This is a genomic window from [Phormidium] sp. LEGE 05292, assembly GCF_015207735.1.
Taxonomy (GTDB): domain Bacteria; phylum Cyanobacteriota; class Cyanobacteriia; order Cyanobacteriales; family Aerosakkonemataceae; genus Floridanema.
The window spans coordinates 148,994-173,496 of the sequence record NZ_JADEWG010000003.1; the positions used below are offsets into that span (position 1 = coordinate 148,994).

General features: G+C 39.4%; 20 protein-coding genes. 14 read left to right on the forward strand and 6 right to left on the reverse strand.

Annotated elements, in window-relative coordinates:
* The first annotated feature begins 77 nt into the window (after positions 1-77).
* From IQ264_RS02320 to IQ264_RS02340, 5 genes are all read left to right on the forward strand, one after another.
* Entirely contained in the window at positions 78-1,403 is a 1,326-nt protein-coding gene (locus tag IQ264_RS02320) for a class I SAM-dependent methyltransferase (protein WP_193978186.1), read from the forward strand.
* Positions 1,404-1,449: 46 nt separating this feature from the next.
* Positions 1,450-2,772, forward strand: a complete 1,323-nt coding sequence (locus IQ264_RS02325) for a class I SAM-dependent methyltransferase (protein WP_193978188.1) — start codon at positions 1,450-1,452, stop codon at positions 2,770-2,772.
* 46 nt (positions 2,773-2,818) lie between these two features.
* Positions 2,819-4,150, forward strand: a complete 1,332-nt coding sequence (locus tag IQ264_RS02330) for a class I SAM-dependent methyltransferase (RefSeq protein WP_193978190.1) — start codon at positions 2,819-2,821, stop codon at positions 4,148-4,150.
* Positions 4,151-4,261: 111 nt separating this feature from the next.
* Positions 4,262-4,819 carry a type IV pilin-like G/H family protein gene (locus IQ264_RS02335; RefSeq protein WP_193978192.1) on the forward strand — a complete coding sequence of 186 codons (558 nt, stop codon included), beginning with the start codon at positions 4,262-4,264 and terminating at the stop codon, positions 4,817-4,819.
* A gap of 167 nt (positions 4,820-4,986) precedes the next feature.
* Positions 4,987-7,200 (forward strand): O-linked N-acetylglucosamine transferase, SPINDLY family protein, encoded by a 2,214-nt coding sequence (locus IQ264_RS02340; RefSeq protein WP_193978194.1) that lies wholly within the window; start codon positions 4,987-4,989, stop codon positions 7,198-7,200.
* Here the strand turns inward: IQ264_RS02340 and IQ264_RS02345 are convergent, their stop codons facing one another.
* Positions 7,201-8,418 carry a tetratricopeptide repeat protein gene (locus IQ264_RS02345; protein WP_193978196.1) on the reverse strand — a complete coding sequence of 406 codons (1,218 nt, stop codon included), beginning with the start codon at positions 8,416-8,418 and terminating at the stop codon, positions 7,201-7,203.
* A 64-nt stretch (positions 8,419-8,482) separates the two neighbouring features.
* Positions 8,483-10,783 (reverse strand): methyltransferase domain-containing protein, encoded by a 2,301-nt coding sequence (locus IQ264_RS02350; protein ID WP_193978198.1) that lies wholly within the window; start codon positions 10,781-10,783, stop codon positions 8,483-8,485.
* Between the two features lie 128 nt (positions 10,784-10,911).
* Between IQ264_RS02350 and IQ264_RS02355 the strand changes: the two genes are divergently transcribed.
* On the forward strand, positions 10,912-11,724 hold the full coding sequence (locus IQ264_RS02355) for a hypothetical protein (RefSeq protein WP_193978200.1): 813 nt from the start codon (positions 10,912-10,914) through the stop codon (positions 11,722-11,724).
* A 167-nt stretch (positions 11,725-11,891) separates the two neighbouring features.
* Here IQ264_RS02355 and IQ264_RS02360 read toward each other — a convergent pair whose 3' ends face one another.
* A complete protein-coding gene (locus IQ264_RS02360) occupies positions 11,892-12,611 on the reverse strand; it encodes an MORN repeat-containing protein (protein ID WP_193978202.1) in 720 nt (239 codons plus the stop codon).
* A gap of 651 nt (positions 12,612-13,262) precedes the next feature.
* Between IQ264_RS02360 and IQ264_RS02365 the strand changes: the two genes are divergently transcribed.
* From IQ264_RS02365 to IQ264_RS02390, 6 genes are all read left to right on the forward strand, one after another.
* Positions 13,263-14,090, forward strand: coding sequence for a photosystem II manganese-stabilizing polypeptide (locus IQ264_RS02365; protein WP_193978204.1), 828 nt, complete (start codon positions 13,263-13,265; stop codon positions 14,088-14,090).
* Between the two features lie 524 nt (positions 14,091-14,614).
* Positions 14,615-15,391: an RNA polymerase sigma factor SigF gene (locus IQ264_RS02370; protein WP_193978205.1), complete on the forward strand. Its 777-nt coding sequence runs from the start codon at positions 14,615-14,617 to the stop codon at positions 15,389-15,391.
* 313 nt (positions 15,392-15,704) lie between these two features.
* A complete protein-coding gene (locus IQ264_RS02375; RefSeq protein WP_193978206.1) occupies positions 15,705-17,069 on the forward strand; it encodes a hypothetical protein in 1,365 nt (454 codons plus the stop codon).
* A gap of 19 nt (positions 17,070-17,088) precedes the next feature.
* Positions 17,089-17,373 (forward strand): acyltransferase, encoded by a 285-nt coding sequence (locus tag IQ264_RS02380; RefSeq protein ID WP_193978207.1) that lies wholly within the window; start codon positions 17,089-17,091, stop codon positions 17,371-17,373.
* 118 nt (positions 17,374-17,491) lie between these two features.
* On the forward strand, positions 17,492-18,787 hold the full coding sequence (gene hisS / locus IQ264_RS02385; RefSeq protein ID WP_193978208.1) for a histidine--tRNA ligase: 1,296 nt from the start codon (positions 17,492-17,494) through the stop codon (positions 18,785-18,787).
* 136 nt (positions 18,788-18,923) lie between these two features.
* Entirely contained in the window at positions 18,924-19,406 is a 483-nt protein-coding gene (locus IQ264_RS02390) for a KTSC domain-containing protein (protein WP_193978209.1), read from the forward strand.
* On the opposite strand, the gene IQ264_RS02395 is transcribed toward IQ264_RS02390, so the two are convergent.
* Both IQ264_RS02395 and IQ264_RS02400 read right to left on the reverse strand, forming a co-directional pair.
* Positions 19,403-20,944: an FAD-binding oxidoreductase gene (locus tag IQ264_RS02395; protein ID WP_193978210.1), complete on the reverse strand. Its 1,542-nt coding sequence runs from the start codon at positions 20,942-20,944 to the stop codon at positions 19,403-19,405. The two genes, IQ264_RS02390 and IQ264_RS02395, sit on opposite strands and share 4 nt — an antisense overlap.
* A 200-nt stretch (positions 20,945-21,144) precedes the next feature.
* On the reverse strand, positions 21,145-22,248 hold the full coding sequence (locus IQ264_RS02400) for a sensor histidine kinase (protein WP_193978211.1): 1,104 nt from the start codon (positions 22,246-22,248) through the stop codon (positions 21,145-21,147).
* Between the two features lie 363 nt (positions 22,249-22,611).
* On the opposite strand from IQ264_RS02400, the gene IQ264_RS02405 reads away from it, so the two are divergent.
* On the forward strand, positions 22,612-23,034 hold the full coding sequence (locus IQ264_RS02405) for a hypothetical protein (RefSeq protein ID WP_193978212.1): 423 nt from the start codon (positions 22,612-22,614) through the stop codon (positions 23,032-23,034).
* A gap of 89 nt (positions 23,035-23,123) precedes the next feature.
* Positions 23,124-23,336 carry a hypothetical protein gene (locus tag IQ264_RS02410; RefSeq protein ID WP_193978213.1) on the forward strand — a complete coding sequence of 71 codons (213 nt, stop codon included), beginning with the start codon at positions 23,124-23,126 and terminating at the stop codon, positions 23,334-23,336.
* A 343-nt stretch (positions 23,337-23,679) separates the two neighbouring features.
* Here the strand turns inward: IQ264_RS02410 and IQ264_RS02415 are convergent.
* A partial coding sequence (locus IQ264_RS02415; RefSeq protein WP_193978214.1) for a beta-ketoacyl-ACP synthase occupies positions 23,680-24,503 on the reverse strand: 824 nt, incomplete at its 5' end.

The following is a 24,503-nucleotide window of genomic DNA, read 5'->3' on the forward strand; positions in this document are numbered from 1 at the left end:
AGGAAATACTTTAAATAAGAGTCTTTTAAGAAATCGGCAACCAATAATTCTCTTAATTCCCCCACAGGAGTTAAAAAATGGACACAAAATCATCAGAAGCTATTGAAAAACTCCGCCAACATTTTGATGCTGCGCCTTATCCCAGAATACCATTAGATAGTTCTCCCAAAGATAATATTAAGCTTTTGTATTTACATAACTTTGTCACTGCTTACTATTTAAGAAATCGCCAAATAATCGATACAGCAGGTAAAGTAATATTAGACGCTGGTTGTGGTACTGGTTACAAAGCATTTGCCTTAGCCTTAGCAAATCCGGGCGCAAAAATAGTTGGAATTGACCTTTCTGAAGAATCAGTAAATTTAGCAATTCAACGCTTACAATATCATGGCATTGAAAATAAAGAGTTTCATGCTATATCTATTGAAGATTTACCGAAACTAGGTTTAGAATTTGACTACATTAACGCTGACGAAGTTTTATACTTAGTACCCGATGCAGTGGCAGCATTACAAGCAATGAAAGCAGTGTTAAAACCAGACGGTATCATTCGGACAAATCTCCATAGTTCCCTGCAAAGATTTTCTGTTTACAGAGCGCAACAGGTATTCAAAATTATGGGTTTAATGGATGAAACCCCCGGAGAATTAGAAATAGGCTTAGTCAGAGAAACAGCCAAAGCCTTAAAAGATAACACTGGTTTTAAAGCAATTTCTTGGAACTCAGTATTTGAAACTGACGACGAACGAATCTTAGCAAATTTGTTACTTCGAGGAGATAAAGGTTTTACTGTTCCGCAAATGTTTTCGGCCTTAAGAGCCGCCAATTTAGAATTTATCAGCATGGTAAATTGGCAAGGTTGGAATCTCATGAACTTATTTAAGGAATCCGAAAAACTACCAGTTGCTCTCTTAAGCAAATTACCGCAGTTTTCTGTTGAAGAACGGTTACATTTATTTGAATTACTGCATTCCGTTCACCGCCTGCTAGATTTTTGGTGTGGTCATCCCCAGGCTGATAAATCATTTTTGCCAGTTAGTGAATGGAATAATGCTGATTGGCACAGAGCCAAACTTAGGTTACATCCTAACCTAAATCTATCAGCGATTAAACAAGAAATAATTGCTAGTATTAATCACAATCAACCTTGGCAATTCAGTCGATATTTACCCTTCAGTGAAGGGTTGGTAAAATCTCTAGAACCAACCACAGCAGCTAGTTTGTTACCGCTATTTGATGCGCCCCAAACCATCAACAATTTAGTCGAGCATTGGCAGAAAATAGAACCTGTAGACCCTGTGAATTTAAACCCCAGAGAACCAGAAGTAGCATGGGAGCAAGTCAAACAACTATTAACTAACCTAGAACAAAGTGGGTTGGTGCTTGTAGAAATTCAAAATTGAAAGATTTAACTCATAAACCTTAACTCATAAATTAGGAGACCAAAAAATGGAGCAACAATCAGCCGAGTTATTAGAAAAAATCCGCCAACAATTTGACTTTGCCCCTTATCCCAGAGCACCATTAGAAGACTTTCCTAGAGATATTCAGTATCTTTGTATCCATAATTTGACGACTCCTTATTACTTGAGAAACCAAAAAGTTATTCATCCTGAAGGTAAAGTAATTTTAGATGCAGCTTGTGGCACTGGTTATCATACTCTAGGTTTACAGGTCGCCAACCCAGGCGCGAAAATTGTGGCAACGGACATTTCGGAAGCATCAGTCAAATTAGCCCGTACCCGCTTAGAGTATCACGGTTTTCATGATGTAGAATTTCACGCCCTTGCTATTGAAGATTTACCACAACTCGGTCTGCAATTTGATTACATTAACGCTGACGAAGTTTTATACTTAGTACCCGATGCAGTGGCAGCATTACAAGCAATGAAAGCAGTGTTAAAACCAGACGGTATCATTCGGACAAATCTGCATAGTTCCCTGCAAAGATTCAGTTATTATAGAGCGCAACAGGTTTTCAAAATCATGGGTTTAATGGATGAGGCTCCCGGAGAATTAGAAATAGGTTTAGTTAGAGAAACAGCCCAAGCCTTAAAAAATAACACTCGATTGAAAGCCTCTGTATGGAAAAAAGAATATGAAACTAACGATGAAGGGATACTAACAAATTTGTTACTTCAAGGAGATAAAGGTTTCACTGTTCCGCAAATGTTTGCGGCCTTAAGAGCCGCCAATTTAGAATTTATCAACATGGTAAATTGGCAAGATTGGAATCTCATGAATTTATTTAAGGAATCCGAAAAATTACCAGTTTCTCTGTTAAGCAAATTACCTCAATTGTCTCTTGAAGAACGGTTACATTTATTTGAATTATTGCATTCCGTTCACCGCCTGCTAGATTTTTGGTGTGGCCATCCCAACGCAGATAAATCGTTTGTGCCTGTTGCTCAATGGAATAATGCTGATTGGCAAAGAGCAAAATTTAGGTTACACCCTAATATAAATATGTCTGTAATTAAACAAGAAATAATTGCTAGTGTTAATTACAATGAACCTTGGAAATTCAGCCGTTATTTACCATTTACTGAAGGGTCTGTAACCGCGATCGAACCGACAACAGCAGCTGGGTTGTTACCTCTGTTTGATGCGCCCCAAACCATCAACAATTTAGTCGAGCGTTGGCAGAAAATAAAACCAGTAGACCCTGTGACTTTAAACCCCAGAGAACCACAAGTAGCATGGGAGCAAGTCAAACAACTATTAACTAACCTAGAACAAAGTGGGTTGGTGCTTGTAGAAATTCAAAATTGAAAGATTTAACTCATAAACCTTAACTCATAAATTAGGAGACCAAAAAATGGATCGACAATCAGCCGAGTTATTAGAAAAAATCCGCCAACAATTTGACTGTGCCCCTTATCCCAGAGCGCCATTAGAAGACTTTCCTAGAGATATCCCCTATCTTTACATTAATAATTTGGTGACTCCTTATTACTTGAGAAACCAAAAAGTTATTCATCCTGAAGGTAAAGTAATTTTAGATGCAGCTTGTGGTACTGGTTATCATACTTTAGGTTTGCAGGTCGCCAACCCAGGCGCGAAAATCGTGGCAACGGACATTTCGGAAGCATCAGTCAAATTAGCCCGTACCCGCTTAGAGTATCACGGTTTTCATGATGTAGAATTTCACGCCCTTGCTATTGAAGATTTACCACAACTCGGTCTGCAATTTGATTACATTTACGCTAATGAAGTAGTGTACATTCTGCCCGATCCAATTGCTGGATTGCAGGCGATGAAAGCGGTTTTAAAACCTGATGGCATTATTCGCACTAACCTGCACAATTCTTTACAGCGAGAGCATTATTATCGATCGCAGGAAGTTTTTAAAATGATGGGTTTGTTCGATCGCAACCCCAGAGAAGCTGAAATAGTAGAAGTGCGGCAAACAATGAAAGCACTAAAAGATGATGCACTACTAAAGATGAATACCTGGATACCCGATCGAAAAGACGAAGAAGAATGGTTTTTAATGAACTACTTATTCCAGGGAGACAAAGGTTTCACAGTTCCAGAAATGTTTGCTGCTTTACGGGCAGCTGATTTAGAGTTTATCAGTATGGTAGCTTGGCCGTTTTGGGAATTGACAAGTTTGTTTGTTGAACCAGAGAACTTACCAGTGTTCTTAGCAATGAGTTTACCCAGTCTTTCCCAAGAAGAAAAATTACATCTGTTTGAACTACTTCATCCCATCCATCGCTTACTGGATTTTTGGTGTGGTCATCCTGATGCCGCCTCCCAGGTAGTACCACCGGGGGAATGGACTGACACCGATTGGCAGAATGTAAAAGTTTATCTACATCCCCAAATGCAAGCAAGCGAACCTAGAGAACAGTTACTCGCCTGTGCCAACGAAATCAAAATCTTTGCTATCAGTCCCTACTTACCCTTTGTCAGCGACCCTGCCTTAGTCATGGATAGTGCGGTAGCTGCCTGTATTCTCCCGCTTTTGGATGGCCCACAGTCCATGCCTTCCTTAGTAGAACACTGGCGCAAGATTAGACCTTTACAACCTGGCTCTTTAGAACCCCAAAATTCAGAAATGGCTTTTGAAACTGTTAAGCAAATATTAATGACTTTGGAGCAGCTAGGATATGTACTTCTGGAATGCAGTCTAGCAAAGGGTTAGAGAAATCTCAAAAAAATTTTTGTCTGAAGTGATATGAAAGTGAATGAATCTGGGTAAGTTCTAAATATAAGGGAAAAACAAACCTACCTAGAGCCGAAGGAGAAACTTCAAATGAACGCTACTTTTAAAACCAAATTCTTATTACACTTAAACCAAAAGAAAAACGCATCTGGCGAACAAGGCTTCACACTGATTGAACTTTTAGTTGTTATCATCATTATTGGTATTTTGGCTGCTATTGCGTTACCTTCCTTCTTGAACCAAGCTAACAAAGGTAAGCAAGCAGAAGCTAAACAATATGTATCTTCTGTTAACAAAGCTCAGCAAGCCTACTATACAGAAACTAGTAATTTCGTGACAGTAAGCACTCCTGAAGCTTGGTCTAGCTTGGCAGTTGGTATTAAGACACAAACGACTAACTACAAGTATACCATACAGCCTACTGGTACAGACACAGTTAGCGTTCTGGCAGATTCTACCACACTTGTTACTAGTAAATCTCTGAAAAATTACACTGGTGGTGTAGGTTTGGTTGCTGCCGTTGCCGGCGCTGATAAAACCTCTCAAGCAATTGTGTGTGAAACTAATAGTGCAGGAACTGCACCAGTCACGATCACAAATCCAGGTACAGAGGTAACCTGCGGCGCAGGCATGACATCACTCAAGTAACATAGGCGTTTTATTGGTAATGGTTTTAGCTTGAATCAACAAATAATTAAACTCAAATGGGTAGTGCAATGTACGCTACCCATTTTGCTTTTAATTTTGATTCAAAATCTAGACCAGTGTTGCAAAATAAAAACATACTCCTGAATAGGACAGCAGGATACTAACTTATGATTTTACCCGCAGCCAGTTGGCAAGAGCAAGCCGAGCAATGTTTCCTGGAAGGTAATTATGTTCAAGCAGCTAATTTTTATGAACAAGCGATCGCCAATGAACCAGAAAACATTTCCCATTATTGGTATTTGGGATTAATGTTGCTGTTGCAGGAAAAAGAAGCAGAAGCACAAATGATTTGGCTTTGCGGAATGGAGTCAGGGGAAGCGGCAAAAATTCCCCAATTGAGTGCGGAATTAACTCAGGTTTTGCAAACAGAAGCCCAAAGACGGGAGGCTTTAGCGGACGATCGCATTGCTTGGGTAATTCGTCAGTATATCCGGGAAGTTAATCCATTAGATATTAATAATTTACTGCGGTTAATTTTGCTGGCTATTAAATTAGAAACTTTTACAGGCGAAGAGTTACATAATTTTGGTGTAATAGAAGTTTTGCAAGCAACAGAAACAATCAATGTAGATTTTTCTTTGCTGATGGAAGTTTTGCAGCAAGTTTTAGCAGCAGATCCTTTACATCCAGCGACTTTAGAATTTACCGCAGTTTGCCTACCTTATGTTAAAGAACCATACGTTTTCATAGATATTCTAGTTGTCAATTCTGTGAAAATTGCTTACTCGCGACAAAAAGCAGCTGTAGCTGCCCGGTTATTAGAAGTTGCTTTAAATTTAGACAAGAGAAATCCTGAAGTGTTAATTCTGTTAACTAGCTTCTATCAAGATTCAGGTGAGTATGCTAAAGGAATAGAAACGGCTAAGTTATGCTACTCTTTATTTACAGAACTGCCAGAAAAAATATTTGCCAATCATTTAATTATTCGGGGTTTGATGATGGCGGCTGGCAAATATTGGTTAGAAGCTAGTACTGCATTTGGGCAACATGAAAGCCTGTTGAATATGTTGTTTAATGCACCAGAGTTAAATCTCGATCCTACTACAGTGGTCAGGTTGTTTTCTGCAACTTACTTTCTACCTTATTTTCGTGATGATTTAAAAAGTAACCGCAACTTGCAAAATCAAGTGGCGCGAATTTGCCAAATAAATATTCAAAACAATTTACCGGAACAAACAGTTAAATATGCTCAAATAAAATCTATAAAATCGCCAAACAAAACTACTAAAAAGTTAAAAATTGGCTATCTTTCCCATTGTTTAAAAAGGCATTCTGTTGGTTGGATTGCCCGGTGGTTGCTAAAATATCACGACCGCGATCGCTTCCAGGTTCATGCTTATTTGATTAATGCACAACAACGCCAAGATCCTCTACAAGAATGGTATGTAAACCAGGTAGACAAAGCCTACAAATTTGGTTTAGAAGCTACGGAAATTGCCGAACAAATTTATCAAGATGAAATTGATATTCTGATTGATTTAGATAGCATAACTTTAGATGTGATTTCAGAGATTACTACCTTAAAACCTGCACCAATTCAAGTTACTTGGTTGGGCTGGGATGCTTCGGGAATACCAGCAATTGATTACTTTATTGTCGATCCCTACGTTTTACCAGAAACAGCCCAGGAATACTATAGTGAAACTCTGTGGAAATTGCCAGAAACTTATCTAGCAGTAGATGGTTTTGAAGTGGGAGTTCCTACCTTACGTCGTGATAGTTTAGAAATTCCTCAAGATGCAGTAGTTTACTTCAGTTCGCAAATGGGTTTTAAGCGACATCCTGAGACAGTTCACTTACAAATGCAAATCCTCAAACAAGTACCAAATAGCTATTTTTTAATTAAAGGTTCGGCGGAGCAATTATCAATTAAAAACTTTTTCACGGAAATAGCAGAAGCAGAGGGGGTTAGTAGCGATCGCTTAAGATTTCTCCCCGATGTCGCCTTTGAAGAAATCCATCGTGCTAATCTAGGAATTGCTGATATAGTGTTAGATACTTACCCTTACAATGGCGCAACCACAACTTTAGAAACTCTCTGGATGGGAATTCCTTTAGTTACCAAAGTTGGTGAACAATTTGCTAGTCGGAATAGTTACACCATGATGATGAATGTCGGAGTAACAGAGGGTATTGCTTGGACAGATGAAGAATATGTAGAATGGGGAGTACGGTTAGGGAAAGATGCAGCTTTGCGGCAAAAAATTGCTTGGCAATTGCGGCAGTCGAGGCAAACTTCTCCTCTATGGAATGGTAAGCAGTTCACTCGCGAGATGGAAACAGCCTTTAAACAAATGTGGGCAAGGTATATTCAGAGTTGATTAGTTGCCTGCTGCCATCTGTTGTACATTAGCGATCATCTCCTCAACCATTTCCGCATCAGGAGATTTAAACTGTTGCAATATTTGTAGGGATTGTTGTAAATAATCCAGTGCAGTAGCAAATTCTCCTCGATCGTCTGCTAACACCTGTCCCAGTATCGCTCCCGATGCGAACAGTTGCCCTAGCATGGTTAATGTAGTAGCTTTACCCAAAACATCACCGATGCGTTCTTTTAGTTCTAAGGACTTGTGAAAAAAGGCGATCGCTTCTTCCATCTGTCCTTGTTCAGCGTATGTACAAGCCATATCATGGAGCACACCTGCCCTAATTTTTGCGTCTCGACAATCGCGCCATGAAGTAGCTGATAAATCTACAATATGTATCATCTCACCACAGCCAGCAAAGTGCAAAAAAAAGCTATTAATAAAAGCAGTTGTTGCACATATTTTCTTTTGAATATGATGAGATAGTACACCTAAATCTAGCGGAATTTTAGGTTCTGCTAATAAACTATAATCTGGTGGTAAATTATCTAGCAAAAATGGATAATGCAGCATCATGTAGGGATAAAGACACAAATTAAAGCGGTGATCGATCCAATGAACGCAGTCTGCTTTGAGCAGTTCATAAGATAGTGGTCGCATTTCGTAATGCCATTCAGGGCCACCTTTTTCTTCATAGTCAAAATAAGCTTTTTCACATATTTCTCTATGATAATGGGGGGATAATACCATCACTCCGGCTTGCACGATTTTTTCAAAGTGGGAGGGCAAGCCATAATTAGTATAGTAGTCTTTGGCTGTGTACTCTTTTATAAACGGTATTCCTAATGATTCCCAGTAATCGTACTCTCTTTCTAAGGTTTGAGCTAATAATTCTGGTGTAGGAGAAGACCAATAATCCACAGCTCCAACTTTTTCAATTGGTACACCTTCTACAATACAGGGTGCGCTCGATGTATTTATTAAAATATCTGAGTCAATCCATACAATGCGTTCATATTGCTGGGAAAATTCCTGGCTGAGAATGAGACATTTTTGCCATGAAGCCGACCGCGCCTGCGCCCTTTCTGAAGTATCCAAGGGCTTGTCAATACAGATTAAATCGTATCCATGCTTATCTGCATAGTTTTGCCAGTTTTCTTGAGCAAACCTTTGCCAAAATTGCAAATATTTCTCGCCAATTGCTAAAGTGACAATAGCTTTAGATTGTTTCATTTTTCAGTGCTCCCTGTGGCCATATTGCTATTACTATTACAACTCGCATCAAGCTTATTTAAGTTTATGAAAAGAATCGGGTATTGACCAGGCTATCTAACTGCAATAGCGGTATATTCTCTACTCTTGCTTGTGCGATCGCTTTTTCATTTTCATTTTCTAATATAACTCTTGCTTGAATTCTCGGCAACAAAATAGACCATTGCCAAGCATCAATGTTTTCTAAAAGGGAAATTTCTAATCCATCAGTCACATCAATATCTTCTTGCATTAACAAATTCATTACAATACTGGATAAGAGCAAATTTACATCTATTTCTGAATTTTTCTGTTGATTACTAGTATCAATTAGTAGTGTTATCTGAGTGCGATCGGGATGAATTCCGGCGGCTTTAATCACTGCTGATAATTGCCCATAAATCGTTTCTTCTGATTGTAGCCAATCAGGAAAAACAATGAGATTAATTGCCCTTAAATTTAGAGGTTTTAGACTTGTTTCTAACAAAACAGAGCGAACTTTATCCGCCATTTTTGTCCAAGAAAACTTTTTCGCTTGTTCCATACCCGCAGCAATTAATAGGTTACGCACTACAGGTTTTTGCACATCGCATAAGGCATTTGCCATGCCTTGAACATCATCATAATTGACATACAAAGCTGCCGATCCTGCTACTTCTGGAATCGAAGCATTGGGACAAGTAATCACCGGACAACCACAAGCAAGAGCCTCTAAAATTGGTAAACCAAATCCTTCATATTGGGAAGGAAAAACTAAAGCTACCGCACCAGAATAGGCAGCTTTTAATTCTTCATCATTGAGTTGTAATTTATGAACAGTGACACCTGAAGTATAGGCGCGAAACTCCGGTTCAAAAAAGGGATCGAAACTCGAACAAACAATTTCAAATCCCTGCTTACTATACAGTTCCCCAAAAGCTTGAAAAAATAGAATAGCGTTTTTATAACCAATTCTAGCACCCACCAATAAAAAGTAGGGTTTGCTAATTCCGTACTGCGTTTTAAAATTATTAATTTCCTCAGCATTTGCAGGCGACAATCTACTGTCAACACCGCAATAAGCTACAGTAATATTCTCAACAGAAATATCAGGAAAAAATCTAATTAAATCTCTTGATGTATTTTCTGAAACTGTTATATAAGTGGTAGCGTGGCGAATTCCCCAATGCTTCTCTTGCCAACTAGGTTGACTCAAATCCCAACCTAACATCTCTGGAATCATATCATGACACATAAAAACAGTTGGTGTAGAAATGGGAGTTGTATAGTAACTGGAAATAAATAAATCTGCTTGTTCTTCGTCGCAAATTTGTTGCAGCAATTCGCGATCAACAGCAGTCATACTATAATGGTAAAGTTGGATAGTCCGATATTTGACTCCGGGAATTTTCGGTGCTGTTCCGGCTCTATCTAACACAATAATATGTTCAGCAAAACCATCTTTTACCCATTCTTCTAGTAAACTTTTCCACACTCGCGCAATCCCAGTTTTGAATAACTGAAAAAATACCCCATCAACAATGATTTTAATTTTTGTTTTTACAGGTAGCGTTTGGACAATTTCTCCCGTTTCTATATCCCTGGCTTCACTCTTTCCCAAAACACGCCAATAATCTGATTCCATTAATGATGGTTTTTTTCTTTCGGGTGGTTCGCAATAAGCTAAACTTTCAAATAATATCTCTGGGATAGTCTTTTCTGTAATTAAATGTAAATTCGCTCCGTTGGAGTAGAAATTTAAGCCTAATTCTTTAGCAATTATGGATAAAGCTTTTATTGTATAAATGGCAATATGTTGTCCTTCAGATAAAGAATAATACCACCATTCATCTGGTTTAGGATTATTTTCTGGCAGTAACTCCGTGCTAAATAATATGTTACGGGAAAATTTAAGGATATTTTTAATTTCATCTAATGGATTAACAAAATGCTCAAATACTTCAAAAGCAGTTAACAGTTCATATTGACCATTTTCTCTTTCTTCCGCTTCAAATCCATTAGCAAATATATTTTGGCAGTATTTATCATACCAATAAAAATTAAATCCTGCATCCCTCATCAACCGGACAAATAAACCATAACCGCCACCATAATCGACAAATTTCTTGTCATGAGCAAAAACTGAAAATATAATGTTGCTTGTGATTTTAGCAAACAGCGTATTTCTGAATACCAACCCAACATCACTATTCCCGATCGCATTAGTATATGCTTCTTTTAGCCAGTATGGTTCCTCTGTTTGGACAAAGCCACAATTTTCGCATTGAAAATAATCAATGTCATATTTATCCAGAATTCTTCCTTTTCCAAAATGGATTGCTTCAGCAGCACAAATTTTACATTTCATAATTAATCAAAATTTTATCCAAATTATCATATATAATAGCTTTAATTTGACTCTTTTACTATAGATGTTTAATTAAATTATTTGCTTTGATAGTACAAAAGTAATAAGACAACTCATTCCCATTCCTTATGTCCTCTACCTTTTTATCCAAATTACGCGGTTCCTTAGCAACTATCATAGTCGCTGTTTTATGCTTATTGGCGCTAATAGGGTTGCAAGTACCTCAATTAAACCAAATCCTAACTAAATCCAAAACTGCGTCTTTACCAGAATTAAAAAAAGAAGTTACCGCAGAAAAAGTCCGCCTCGAATTAATACAAAAAATCCCTGGTTTGGGATTTAGCAATTTAATAGCTGATTGGACATTGCTGAGTTTTCTTCAGTACTTTGGTGATGATGCCGCCCGCGATCGCACAGGATATGAATTAAGCCCAGAATACTTTAAAATTATTGTAGACCGCGACCCCCATTTTAGAAAATCATACCTCTTTCTATCGACCAGTATTTCTCTATTTGCTGGGGAACCGGAAAAAGCGATCGCATTAATGGAACAAGGTTTAAAATCATTAACTCCTGAACAACCAGAAGCTTATTACGTTTGGCGTTATAAAGGAACTGACGAATTATTATTTTTAGGAAATGCTCAAAAAGCGAAAATATCCTTTGCCAAAGCAGCAGAATGGGCTAGTGAATTTTCCGATCCAGAAAGTCAAAATATTGCCTCTATCTCTCGAAGAACAGCGGAATTTTTAGCTGACGATCCAGACCTGAGATTAGCGCAAGAAGCTGCATGGGCAATGGTATTAGTAAATGCTTTAAATGCTAATGACGAGCGCACTAGAAAGCGGGTAACAGAGAGAATAGAAGCACAGGGAGGGAAAGTAATTATCTCACCAAAAGGAGCCGTGATCGTACAACTACCAAAGCCTAATTCTAACTAACTTAGATCTTTTATCTAAGCATTTGATCGCTCAAAATCAGTAGGGACGGGTTTAGCTTTATGGTTTGAATGCAAGATGAATCAAATTAAACTTAAAACCCGCCCAGCCTAATAGCTAATTGCTATTAGTAAACTGGAAAATCCGGCTCCTTCAGGTATTAAATAAATTTAGCGGATCGGTTCACCATTACGGAATTGACCAGTAAAGCTGCGACCATCAGCAAACACAATGCTACCTCTGCCGTGAGGTAAAGCATTACGAAGTTCACCCTGATAACGACTACCTTTCTTATCGGTACAAACTCCTCTACCATCCAAGTCATTATTAAAAAATTCTCCTTGACAGCGTGTACCATCATTAGTTGTAAACACACCACCACCGAGAATTTGACCAGTCACGAACCGACCTTGGTAGCGATCGCCATTCGCGTAAGAAAATACTCCCGTACCGTGAAATTGTCCATTGCGAAATTGCCCTTGGTAGCGATCGCCATTCGTGAAGATAAATACACCCGTACCATTTGGCTGACCATTGCGAAATTCCCCTTGATAACGGTTATCATCTTTGAATATGAATTCCCCATAGCCATTTGGTTGACCGTTAACAAATTGCCCTTGGTAGCGATCGCCTTCCTTAAATACAAACACACCTATTCCATTCGGCTGACCATCACGAAACTGTCCTCTGTAAGAACCTTTATCCTTATACGCACAAACCCCTTTACCGTTGAGTCTACTACCTTGAAATGCCCCTTCACAGTAAGTGCCATCCGCAAATTTAATCACAACTTGACCAAACGACGGCATGGGTTTCATCATATTAGTAATGATTCCCAAACTAGAAGCCGCTAATACTACGATTCCTAACTTCTGAATTGGGCTAAACATCGGTAAATAATCTCCCTTATCTTCTATCAACAAAATGTTTTAGCGTAATATTTAATCATTTGTCAGCTGACATTCCAATTATGTCATCCGATTTTAGATCTTTATTTTCGGTTCCCTGTTGTCTGTTCCCTGTTCCCTGTCCCCTAAAATTAAAAACTCTTTACCTGATGAACATAATAATTTCTATATAGTTATTTCTACCAGGCCACACTAGTTAATCAAAGTCAAAGCACATAATTAGAAAAAATCACCTAAACTTAATCAATTGTAATATATTCAGCTAAATCTTTGAAAACAAGAAACAAGAGGAAAAATTTTTCTCTTCCTATCGTCCCAGTTACCACATAACACAAACTACTTAACTTCAATTAATAGTTACTTTAACAGTGGGAGTGAGCACATTTTTCTGTAAAATGCTGTATGAGATTTAGCCGAGCCAATAAAAAATCTAATGAATCCCGCCTAAAATTAGGCAACAGTTCAAAAGGTTTCCTAGAAAGGGATAGCAGTCACGCGACTACTATCCCCTCTCTAGGTATCACAGCCAAAGCTGGCAAAGCCTAAGTCAATTGGCTTGATGTTTGACGGCAGTGGCAATGATTTTCACATTTGAGTTTAAGTAGAGATTGAGGTTAGGTACAGAGGTTGATCATGAGGTATCGCGGTTTTATCGTTGCACTCCTAGCATTATGCTTATGCGTGCTAACTGCTTGTAGCGACGGCCCAGCAACAGCTACCGAGCAATTGACATACGATCAGATTAAAGGCACTGGTTTAGCAAATAACTGTCCGCAGTTAGAAGAAACTACTCGCGGATCGATCGCACTTAAATCCGGTGAGTCATACGCAATTAAAGGATTGTGCTTACAACCCACCACTTTCTTTGTTAAAGAAGAACCAGTTAACAAACGCCAAGAAGCAGAATTCATTCCCGGCAAACTACTGACTCGTTACACCTCCAGCATTGACCAAGTACAAGGCAAACTGAAGATTAACTCTGACAGTAGCTTGACCTTCATCGAAGAAGACGGCTTAGATTTCCAAGCTATTACCGTTCAGTTACCTGGTGGCGAAAGAGTACCTTTCCTATTCACCATTAAAAACCTAGTAGCAACATCCCAGTCCGGTTCAGAAAGCATCAACACCTCCACCGACTTTGAAGGCGAATTCAAGGTTCCTTCCTATCGGTCCGCTGCCTTCCTAGACCCCAAAGCTCGCGGAGAAGCTACTGGTTATGATAGCGCCGTAGCAATTCCATCTCAAGCCGATCGGCAAGAACTAGCCCGTGCTAACATCAAACGCGCAGAAACAGGCAAAGGAAAAATTTCCCTCCGAGTAGCCAAAGTAGACAGCCGTACTGGTGAAATTGCTGGTACATTTGAGAGCGAACAGCCCTCAGATACCGATTTGGGAGCCGCTGAACCCAAAGAAGTGAAAATTCGGGGCGTATTTTACGCCAGAGTTGAATCCCAGGCATAAGCCCAGAGAATCACTCAACACTGCTTAAAATCGTCAAAGTAAAACAGCAGACACTATCAATCAACTCAGTGGAGGCGGGGTAAAATCGCCAGCAGGAACCAAAACCATGAAATCTTGCTGTTGATTATCCCGCTTCTACTTAGAAATACGTAACGCGATCGTCAGACTTTACTTGCAGATCTACTAATCATAATTTCGTAGAATATCGATTGTTTCCTTTAAATCAAAACTTCCGTAAATATGGGGTTGCTAAGGCTTATAGTAGGTGACTAAGGTAAAGATATAACTTCAACACCAGGTAGAGCAGCTACCCTTCTGTGGGGTAACACTCACCGCCAAATAATGTGATAAATTAACAAAGTTTTGGTTAAGTTCGGTTTTATTTTCCATCTACTAAAGTGAATCAGCAAAACATAATCATGACCAAAACTATGTTGTTGTAGATCACAGTTCACTGACAGCCAAGGTGATAAAACTGAATCGAAATAATCCTCTTACAGCCTACCTACCCCTGTTACTCCGCTATGACTACCAATCTGTCTCACGATCTAAAAAATGATAGCTTGCAGTTGCTGCAAGAATACCGAAAAAATGGCTCAGCCACTACTCGTAATCAGTTGGTAAACCTCAACTTCGGCTTAGTAAGAAAGGAAGCACACTACTGGAGCAATCAATGTTCAGAAAACTATGAAGACTTGCTTCAGGTAGGCTGCTTAGGATTAATTAGAGCCATAGAGCGATTTGAAATCTCCAAAGGCAACGCCTTTAGCTCTTTCGCTCTCCCCTACATTAGAGGTGAAATTCAACACTATCTCAGAGATAGAGGTTCCTCAGTCCGCATTCCCCGCCGCTGGCTAACACTGCAAAGACAAGGTATCGCAGCTACCAGAGAATTACAAAGCCAGCTACACCGCCAACCAACAGACGCAGAAGTTGCAGCTGCGATAAAAATTCCTCCAGAAGAATGGCAAGAAATTAAACTAGCTTGTCAAAATCGCGCCCCCATCAGTCTAGATGTACCAGTGGGAGATGACGAAGAAGGATCTCGACCTTTAGCAGAACTCGTACCCGATCCTCGTTACCGCAGTTTTCAGTTAGCCCAAGAAGATCAGATTCGCCTACAGCAAGCTTTAGTTAAATTAGAAGAACGAACTCGCGAAATCTTAGAATTCGTTTTCTTCCATGACCTAACCCAAAAAGAAGTAGCACAACGCTTAGACATCAGTGTAGTGACTGTCTCTCGGCGAGTTAAAAAAGGATTAGATAACCTCAAACAGTTGATGGCAGGAAGCAACGATTAAAATCAGAGGTAAAATTTTTGATTTCAATTACTGAGTAGGAAATTTCCATAAATTCAATTTAACAAATCTAGGTGTATCTGCTGATTTCTTGCATAGAGATATAGACAAATACAAAATTACTCTTTTTCCAGAGAAGTCGAAACAAAAATTTAACTGCAACAAAGATGTAAAGACTCAAATTGTATTAACTACTCCCGTTATACTTTGAGAATTGCAGTTTAAGATATAACAGTACCGAGCAATCACTAAATGTCCAATCAAAAAAACAGACATTAATATAGTGGAGGCTAAATAACTTCTTGGGAGACAGGCAATGCGTCAATTATCATTTATTGCCTTATTTGGGACACTGGCTATTCTAATGGGTGGATGTGGGGGCGGAGAAAACGAAACCGCCACTTCTCCTTCATCTCCTACACCTGCGGCTACAACACCCGCTGCTACAAAACCTGCAACTGAAGCAACACCACAGCAATCACCAACTCAACCATTTTCCAGTCCAATGGTTGATCCAAAACAAAAACCGAAACCAACACCTGGAGCCACAGCGCCCAAACCAGCGCCAAATGTTATTGTTACGGCACCACCAGAACTAACACCCCCGACTGACCCCAATCAACGGGCAGCACAAATACAAAAAGAAATAGATAAAGCTAACAGAGATCCTTTTGGATTGCCTCCTTTGGATTTAAATCCACAGCAGCCAAGCCCAAACACTGCTAATAGAACTCCTACTCAAACACCAAATAGATCTATTCCTACTCTTGAGGGAGTGCCAGAAGCACAACCACCAGTAGTCAATATTCCTAGTACTACTACTTCCCCAACTCGCCCAACTAGCCCAACTGTAAGGAATGTCCCAACAGTCGAAGGAGTGCCATCAGCACGAGCACCAGTAGTTAGTATTCCCACGAGAGCTACTTTGCGACAAACAGCAGGGCGTGTTACAACCACAACACCGCGCAGAATAACCCAAGCACCAGTAGCCAGTGTTCCTACTAGTCCAGGCATAACTAGGACTACACAACAACCAAGAGTAGGAACTCCAGTTATACGCACTACTCGCCAAACTCAACCTACTCAGATAGCACGCACACCACGACGCACTCAAAGACCTGTGGTAATTGTGGCACGCACACCACAACGCGCTCAAAGACCTGTGGTAATTGTGGCACGCACACCACAACGTACTCAACAACCCCGCACCGTAGCTCAAGCGCCACGACGTACTCAACAACCCCGTGCCGTAGCTAAAGCTCCACAACGTACTCAAACACCTAACCGCACGGTAGCAGCTGCACCAACGCCAGTACCAACTCCGGCAGTTGTGGCACCACCTGCACCCCCCGAAATTCCTACCCTACCACCCCCACCAGATCCCATTTTGGCGAAAGCTGTGCAAGTTTCAGGAGTGGTAGTTGTTGGTACTGAACCTCAAGCAATTGTTAGAGCACCAAATGAGGCAACTAGCCGTTACGTTAGGGCTGGACAGCGGTTGGCAAATGGTCAGGTATTGGTAAAACGAATTGAATTCAATGAAGGGTCAGAACCAATTGTAATTTTGGAACAAAATGGTGTAGAAGTGGCAAAAGCTGTGGGAGAAAAACCACCTGCCCCAGCACAGCCGGGTACACAAGCTGTAGCTCCTAATTCGGAAACAGCTAAACGCCAAACTTAGTTTTTAATGACTACAAAAGATGAGCGAGATAGGCGAAAAAAACCAATTTAAGTATGAAGTTGAATTTCCGGGGCTGCCTTTAGCGGTGTATCGAGAAATTGCTGCTCATTTGCGCCAAGTTACTGGGGTAGAAACTGGTCTGACACCGCAACAGTCTCAAGATTTTGATTACGATCGGAGTCAAGTGGGAAGTTTGTGGATTGAGTATTTAGCAGCGGCTACTTCAGCTTCTCAACAACGGGTAGAGCAAATTTTGGCTTTCTATCAACAACGATACGGCAAAGCAGTAATAGGCAATCATTAAAAGTAAAAAGGGGAAAGGGAAAATGGGAAAGGGATTTACCTTTTCCTTTTTCTTTTTCTCCTTAATTCTTTGGCAATGAACTATTACAATGACATTACCAATCAGCAATTATTAAATTATGGGTACGATTCAAGCTTTACGGGGAACAAGAGATATTTTGCCGGAAGAGGTTGTTTACTGGCAAAAGGTGGAAGCAACAGCTAGGGAAATTTTGGGCAAAGCAGCTTACCAAGAAATTCGCACTCCAATTTTTGAGGAAACTGGACTTTTTGAGCGTGGCATTGGTGAAGCTACTGATGTAGTTGGCAAGGAGATGTACACTTTTTTAGATCGGGGAGAACGTTCTGTTACTTTGCGCCCGGAAGGTACTGCTGGAGTAGTGAGATCTTTTATCGAAAATGGTCTGTTTGCTCAAGGTGGTGTGCAGCGTCTTTGGTATACTGGGCCGATGTTTCGCTATGAACGTCCGCAAGCTGGAAGGCAAAGGCAGTTTCACCAAATAGGGGTTGAAGTGTTGGGAAGTTCCGATCCAAGGGCGGATGTGGAAGTTATTGCGATCGCCAATAATATCCTACAATCTTTGGGTTTAAAGTCTTTGCGTCTAGATATTAATTCTTTGGGAAATGCTGAAGATAGGCAACAATATCGCCAAGCTTTGATTGATTATTTAACTCCTTATAAAAATGAGTTAGATGCTGATTCTCAAGATAGATTAACTCGTAATCCTTTGCGGATTCTAGATAGTAAGGATGAACGGACTAAGGAAATTTCTCTAAATGCTCCGAGTATTTTAGATCATCTGGGTGTTGATTCTAAACAGCATTTTGACCAAGTATTACAATTATTAACTGATTTGGGAATTTCTTATCAGTTAAACCATCGGTTAGTGCGAGGTTTGGATTATTATACTCACACGGCTTTTGAAATTATTTCTGATGATTTGGGTGCTCAAGCGACGGTTTGTGGCGGTGGCAGATATGATGGTTTGGTGGCAGAATTAGGTGGGCCTGATACGCCTGCGGTGGGTTGGGCGATCGGTCTGGAAAGATTGATTATTCTGTTGCAAAAATTGCAGGAAAAACCAATACAGTTTCTAGATTTTTACGTAGTTTCCAGAGGCGAAAAAGCCGAAGCACAAGCATTAATTTTAGGGCAAAAATTGCGCCAAGCAGGGTTTAGTTTAGAATTAGATTTAAGTGGTAGTGCTTTTAAGAAACAGTTTGCCCGTGCTGATAAAAGTGGGGCTGTTGCTTGCTTGATTTTAGGAGATGAAGAAGCTGAAAATCAAACAGTTAAGTTAAAGTGGATGGCGACGAAAGAACAGCAAACAATTTCCCAGATTGATTTGTTAGATAAAGCGGAACAGTTGCGAAAAGAAATTGATAGTTACAGAACTTCTGGCGTAACTAGTTAAGCAATAAACATTGTAGAACCGTTGTAGAGACGTTGTATACAACGTCTCTACAACCAACATAAAATTTTTTTGCTATAATTATAGTACATAAATACTAAAACTTAAATATTTTCTAATATTCCCAGGAGAATTAGCAATGAAGCTAATCAATATTGACTTAAAAAATGTTGTAGCTGTTGGCTATGAAGATGACCATTTAGGCTTTTTGATCGATCGCGGCAACCAGATGGAATATTTAGAAGTTCCTGCGCCTTCTTCTGTTTACGAAGGACTGCAAGAACTTGCCGAAATAGCGAATGAAGAAGACGAAATTCAGATGTTGTCAGTGCGATCGACTATGGCATCAGCAATGGGATATGATAAACAAAGAAAAATCTTGCAAATCGAGTTTAATAGCGGTTCAGTTTATCAATATGCTGATGTGGAATGGGAAACTTGGCAGCGTTTTCTAGACTCGGATTCCAAAGGCAAGTTTTTCAATAAAGAAATCAAAGGACATTATCCTAGCCATTGTTTAGATGATGGCACTGTGATGGAAACATATACAGTGATATATCCTAAAAATGCGCCAGTAAAAGCAGAAAATTACCAGCCTGTTTCTAGGTTAAAAACCGCCTAGTAATCACCACCAGAACCATATTTCCACGCATCGATCGATCGTTGCAGGTAATATTGTGGTACTGGTGGTAATTCTTTTATCCAAGGTTGGATATTTGCGCCTAATTGATTTAGAACTGAATAGGCTGCTAAATTGAAGTAATGTATCAGCCAATCAATTAATGCTAATATGCCAACTTGCGGAATGATTTTAAGTACTAATTCTGGGTGAGAAAATTGGGTTTTTAATAAAGCTTTTGTTAAAGCGGGAAACTGTACTACATCTTGGAGAAATGGTTTAAGTACCGAATCTCCGAGATTTTCCATTTCTAAAAATACTGCTGAGAGTAACTGGTTAATTTGTTCGGGTGCGACTTTTTGATTTATCCCTACACTCATGGTGCGTTGAAATAACCAAGTTACGGCTAAATTCGGTTGATATGGTTGTAATAATGATAAATCGTTTTGGCTTATGCGATCGCACTCCAACGCCTGATGAATCCCACTTGTTAACCTCTGCAAATGACGCACCATTGCACCAAATCCACCAAAACTTAAAGGAGATTGTGCGCCGCTACTATCTCCTACTGGTAAAATGCGATCGAAGGGAATTTTTACCGGACTTTGGCGATAACTAGGAAAGAGACCAAATAAAGCTCTGACAAATTCTAATTGTGATAATTGTACATTTTGATATTCTGGTAAAAGCCGCAAATATTCGCCAAAAAACTCTTCTAAACTTGGACGTTGCGGATTAGCATCCAAGTAAGTAAACATATAGGTTGTTCTCCCATCTCTGGCGGGGAAAGCTTCCCAAAAATATTGGCATTGATTTTCTAAAGGTGTAAAAGAATAGATTAAATCTCCGGTTTTATTCTCAGGAAAACCTTTAGCGCAAGTTCCTACCACTAAGCAAACACTATCGGGTTTTTGTCCTTGTCTTGCTTGTTGCACAATGGGAGAAAAATTCCCCATTGCATCAATTAATAATCTGGTTTTTAAATTTTCACTTGCTTCTACCAATATGCCATCTGGGTGAATCACTGCACCTTGGAAAGGTGAATTTTCCAAGAGTTTACCGCCAGCACTCAGAAACTTTAATTTAAGAGTTTCTAAGAGATAAACTGGATCGACACCGATGTTGAGAATGTCTGTCACCCAAATGTCTTTACCACCTAAAAAACCGACTCTTGCAGGGTTGTATTGAGTTGCGATCGCCTTTTCTAATTCCTCTTCAGTCAGCAAATTTAAATCTAAAAATACTTCTAATTCTTTGCGAGAAATGTTCCATTCTTGAGTTCTTCCCCGCAAAATTCCCCGTTCAATTAAAGCAACTCGCCAACCTAAATTTGCCAAAGCTGCGCCAATAAAAATGCCTAAAGTTCCACCACAAATCACTACATCCCAGTCTAATGTTCCTAATGGTAAGTCGCTTTGTTTGACTAATTGAGGTATTGGTATGGTATCTTCTTTTAAGGATTGCCAAAGGCGATCGACTCGCCGTAATCCTTCTAAAGCGTTTCCGGGAATTTGGCTAAGGATTTGTTCAGTTAGAGTCATGTAAAAAACCAGACTGATTGTTAACACTATTGTACTAGACTTAAGAAGAGTGTGATTGCTCTGTTTCGAGGGCAGATCGATGTTTGTCTGCCCTTTTTCTTAAGAATTATTTATAGCTTTAATAAGTAATTATTTTCAGTTAACCCAACAAAAAAGCAAGTAATACTCGATGCAGTTAGCAATCGCTATAATAATCCAGTTTAACTGCAATTAATCTCTAATTGGTGAGGTAAATCAATGTAAAAAGTAGTCCCCTTGCAGTTAGTTTCAAAACAAATGTCTCCGTCATGTGCTTCAATAATCGATTTGGCGATCGCAGTTCCCAATCCTGTGCCCCCTCGTTTACCATGAGTTACAAAAGGATCGAATAAATTATCCCTAATAGCTTCTGGTATTCCAGGCCCATTATCGCATATTTGAATTTGGACAAAATTGCCATTATTATTAGCAGTTATTTCTATACAACCACCATTACCCTTAAAAGCTTCAACTGCATTACTAATTAAGTTTTGCAAAACTCGCATCAATTTGTTTTCATCAACATTTACTAAAACTTCTGGTACATCAAATTTGAATTTCACATGAGCATCTTTGAAATAAATTCGATTCAGCTTTTCAAAGTGATCTAATAATGCCGTTAACTTGACAGGTTGTTTCTTTAAAACTGCATTACCGCTAGCAAATTCTAACGCCTCTTCCGCCATTCCCAACATTCGTTTAACTTGGGCTTGAATGATATCACACCATTCAATTGTATCTTCATCAGGATGGGTTTCTTTTAACATGGCGCTGGCTAACTGAATGCCTGTTACTGGACTTCTAAAATCATGAATAATGGTATTGACCATTTCTCCAATCAAAGCCATTTTTTCTTGATAAACCATTTGATTAACATACTGTGCAGTGGTAGCGCGGAGATGACGGATAATATAGCTTAACAACTTGAGAATTACATAGCCTTTTGTATTATCTAATATTTCCATCAATTGAGTACGAGGAATTTTAGCTATAATTGTATCTGGATAAGCGATCGCCTGAGCACTGCGGGGTTGTCCATCCAAAACCCCAAATTCCCCAAAAAATTCATTTTGTTTAGCTACAGCAATCACATGATACTTATCACAAGTCGTTATTTTTCTAAACTCCACTTGTCCTGCTAAAACTAAATATAAATAATCAGGAACATCGTCCTCTTCAAAGACAACCTTTTGTTCGGTATATTTTTCCACAATAGCCATTTGGCATAACTGTGACGCTTGTGTTGGCTCAAAATAGGAAATAAATTGATGCACTTCCAGTTCCATATTAAGTTCCCTGCTGATTAATACATAGTAATGGTATAATTCTATCCTACGGCAGATGTATTAAATAGTTGTACTTTTTAGCTGATTTTAATAAAATTAAGTATTATTTCTTTGGTGACTTGTTACTAAACTAAAGAATTTATCCGCAAAAATCAGTACTATTTAAAAATGTCTGAAATTTAACTTTAGTAAAATTTCGTAAAAGAATGGCATTGAAAATAATTTCCTTTATTTAACATTTGCAAATTTGTTCGTTGATTTATTACTTTCTCAACTATCAGGTTGGCTGCTAAGGGCGATCGCAAATATACTAAAATCTTACAACTCAAAGTAGATTGAGTTTTACGGAATGAGGAGATAGTTATGAAAAGGCGATCGCTTTTTTACTTAGGAATCAGTTTAGCCGCTTTCGGCGCAAGTTCTTTACAAAAAGTTAACGCCCAACAACGCAGAGGAATCAGCCGTCGCGTGCAGTTTGCTCCCGGCGCTTCATCATCTGTAATCAATGGTAGTGTAACTTTAGGTAATCAAGATACTTATATTTTTCGGGCTAACAAAGGTCAACAAATAACTGCTGATATCACTTGGAAAGGTGAACGTGCTGATGGCAGTAATGAAGAACAAGGACTTTCTGGATTTACTTTTATTACTCCTGATGGTAAATCTTACGAGCAGCCACAAGATAACCTTTTTGAAGCTACAACAACGGGAGATTATAAAGTAGTAATTGCACAACCTTATAGATTGAGTAATCCTCGATATACTTTTAAATTAACTATTCGTTAGATCCATCTCCTAATATCCGCCTGCAAATCTATTCGCAGGTGGGATTTTGAGTGTTAAAATTTGACAGTAATTACTTCAAATACTATTCCATGAATGTGACTAATTTATTACCAATGCTGCAAACTTTATCTCGTGCTGACAAGTTAAAGGCGATCGAGTTTTTAGCATCAGAATTAGCTAAAGAAGAAGCAGAAGCACAGCAGAAGCCAAGTTTTTCCAGCGTCACTCTCTATAACTCATTTGAAGCTGCCCATAAATTAGCAACATTGCTGGAAGAGGACAAGAAAAAAAACAATGCTTGATGCACAAAGATTCCCTTTTATTGAGAAATTCAATGGATTACAACAACGCTAAGAAATCAGGTGACAAAGGTACTATTACTATAAGAAATGTTTCCACAACTAGCGGAAGGTAAAGTTTAACTTTATAAATTAGCTTGATTAATTATGTAAATCATGTTGCTGCGATCAAAATTTTTCAACAAGCACTTTAGAAATAGTCTTTTTTGAGTTGAGAGAGCTTTTTTATTGAACCGCGTTCGCGTAGCGTGTGCGTAGCACGTAAGACGCGATAGCGAAGCGAAACGCGATAGCCTTTTAGGACATGAAGGAAGAGAAGAGAGAGTATTGTTAAGTAGGGAGTTTGTTAAATTTTTCCTAATGCGATCGCTGCATTTTGTCCGCCAAAACCGAAACTAAAACATAGCAAATTCTCAATTTCACTCTGACGCGCAACTCTTACCAAATTCAAATCAAATTCTGATTCTCTTAAACCTACACAAGGGGGTAAAATACGATCGCGCAACCCCAACAAACTAAAAGCTACTCCCAAAACTCCCGATGCCCCCAATGTATGCCCTGTCGCGCCTTTTGTCGAACTCACCGCTACTTTTTGGCGAAACAAATATTTAATTAACTGCGCTTCATTGCGATCGTTCAAAACTGTCCCGGTTCCATGAGCATGAATATAATCAATATCAATAGCTGAAAGATTGCTGCGTTCTAAACATTGCTTCACCGCATAAATCCCACTTTTCCCACCCACTTCCGGTGCATTAGCATGAAAAGCGTCTGCTGTCAAGCCAAAACCCAAAACTTCGCCGTAAACCTTTGCCCCTCTCTTTCTAGCTAATTCGGCAGTTTCCAAAACAAAAACCGCCCCACCTTCTCCTAAAACCAAACCTCCCCGCTGTTTATCGAAAGGATAACCGCCCGTTTGGGCCAAAGCGCCCATCTGCTGAAAACCTGCCAAAGTTAAAGGTGTAATCGGTGTTTCCACCGCACCTGCGATCGCTCGCTGACATTGCCCAGTTTGAATTAACTCAAAACCCTGTGCTAAAGCCCAAATTCCCGTAGCACAAGCCGCCATTGGTGCCAAAACCGCCCCAGTCGCCCCAATTTGCCGCGCTGCACAAATTGCCGCCATATTTGGCAAACTCTCAAGCCAAGGGGACTGGGGAGGTGGGGAGG

Coding starts and splice junctions, on each gene's coding strand:
- IQ264_RS02330 (WP_193978190.1), top strand. CDS start 2,819: ATGGATCGACAATCAGCCGAGTTATTAGAAAAAATCCGCCAACAATTT.
- IQ264_RS02390 (WP_193978209.1), top strand. CDS start 18,924: ATGAAGCTAATCAATATTGACTTAAAAAATGTTGTAGCTGTTGGCTAT.
- IQ264_RS02350 (WP_193978198.1), bottom strand. CDS start 10,783: ATGAAATGTAAAATTTGTGCTGCTGAAGCAATCCATTTTGGAAAAGGA.
- IQ264_RS02400 (WP_193978211.1), bottom strand. CDS start 22,248: ATGGAACTGGAAGTGCATCAATTTATTTCCTATTTTGAGCCAACACAA.
- IQ264_RS02405 (WP_193978212.1), top strand. CDS start 22,612: ATGAAAAGGCGATCGCTTTTTTACTTAGGAATCAGTTTAGCCGCTTTC.
- IQ264_RS02365 (WP_193978204.1), top strand. CDS start 13,263: ATGAGGTATCGCGGTTTTATCGTTGCACTCCTAGCATTATGCTTATGC.
- IQ264_RS02340 (WP_193978194.1), top strand. CDS start 4,987: ATGATTTTACCCGCAGCCAGTTGGCAAGAGCAAGCCGAGCAATGTTTC.
- IQ264_RS02345 (WP_193978196.1), bottom strand. CDS start 8,418: ATGAAACAATCTAAAGCTATTGTCACTTTAGCAATTGGCGAGAAATAT.
- IQ264_RS02370 (WP_193978205.1), top strand. CDS start 14,615: ATGACTACCAATCTGTCTCACGATCTAAAAAATGATAGCTTGCAGTTG.
- IQ264_RS02355 (WP_193978200.1), top strand. CDS start 10,912: ATGTCCTCTACCTTTTTATCCAAATTACGCGGTTCCTTAGCAACTATC.
- IQ264_RS02380 (WP_193978207.1), top strand. CDS start 17,089: ATGAGCGAGATAGGCGAAAAAAACCAATTTAAGTATGAAGTTGAATTT.
- IQ264_RS02335 (WP_193978192.1), top strand. CDS start 4,262: ATGAACGCTACTTTTAAAACCAAATTCTTATTACACTTAAACCAAAAG.
- IQ264_RS02375 (WP_193978206.1), top strand. CDS start 15,705: ATGCGTCAATTATCATTTATTGCCTTATTTGGGACACTGGCTATTCTA.
- IQ264_RS02320 (WP_193978186.1), top strand. CDS start 78: ATGGACACAAAATCATCAGAAGCTATTGAAAAACTCCGCCAACATTTT.
- IQ264_RS02395 (WP_193978210.1), bottom strand. CDS start 20,944: ATGACTCTAACTGAACAAATCCTTAGCCAAATTCCCGGAAACGCTTTA.
- IQ264_RS02410 (WP_193978213.1), top strand. CDS start 23,124: ATGAATGTGACTAATTTATTACCAATGCTGCAAACTTTATCTCGTGCT.
- IQ264_RS02325 (WP_193978188.1), top strand. CDS start 1,450: ATGGAGCAACAATCAGCCGAGTTATTAGAAAAAATCCGCCAACAATTT.
- IQ264_RS02360 (WP_193978202.1), bottom strand. CDS start 12,611: ATGTTTAGCCCAATTCAGAAGTTAGGAATCGTAGTATTAGCGGCTTCT.
- hisS (WP_193978208.1), top strand. CDS start 17,492: ATGGGTACGATTCAAGCTTTACGGGGAACAAGAGATATTTTGCCGGAA.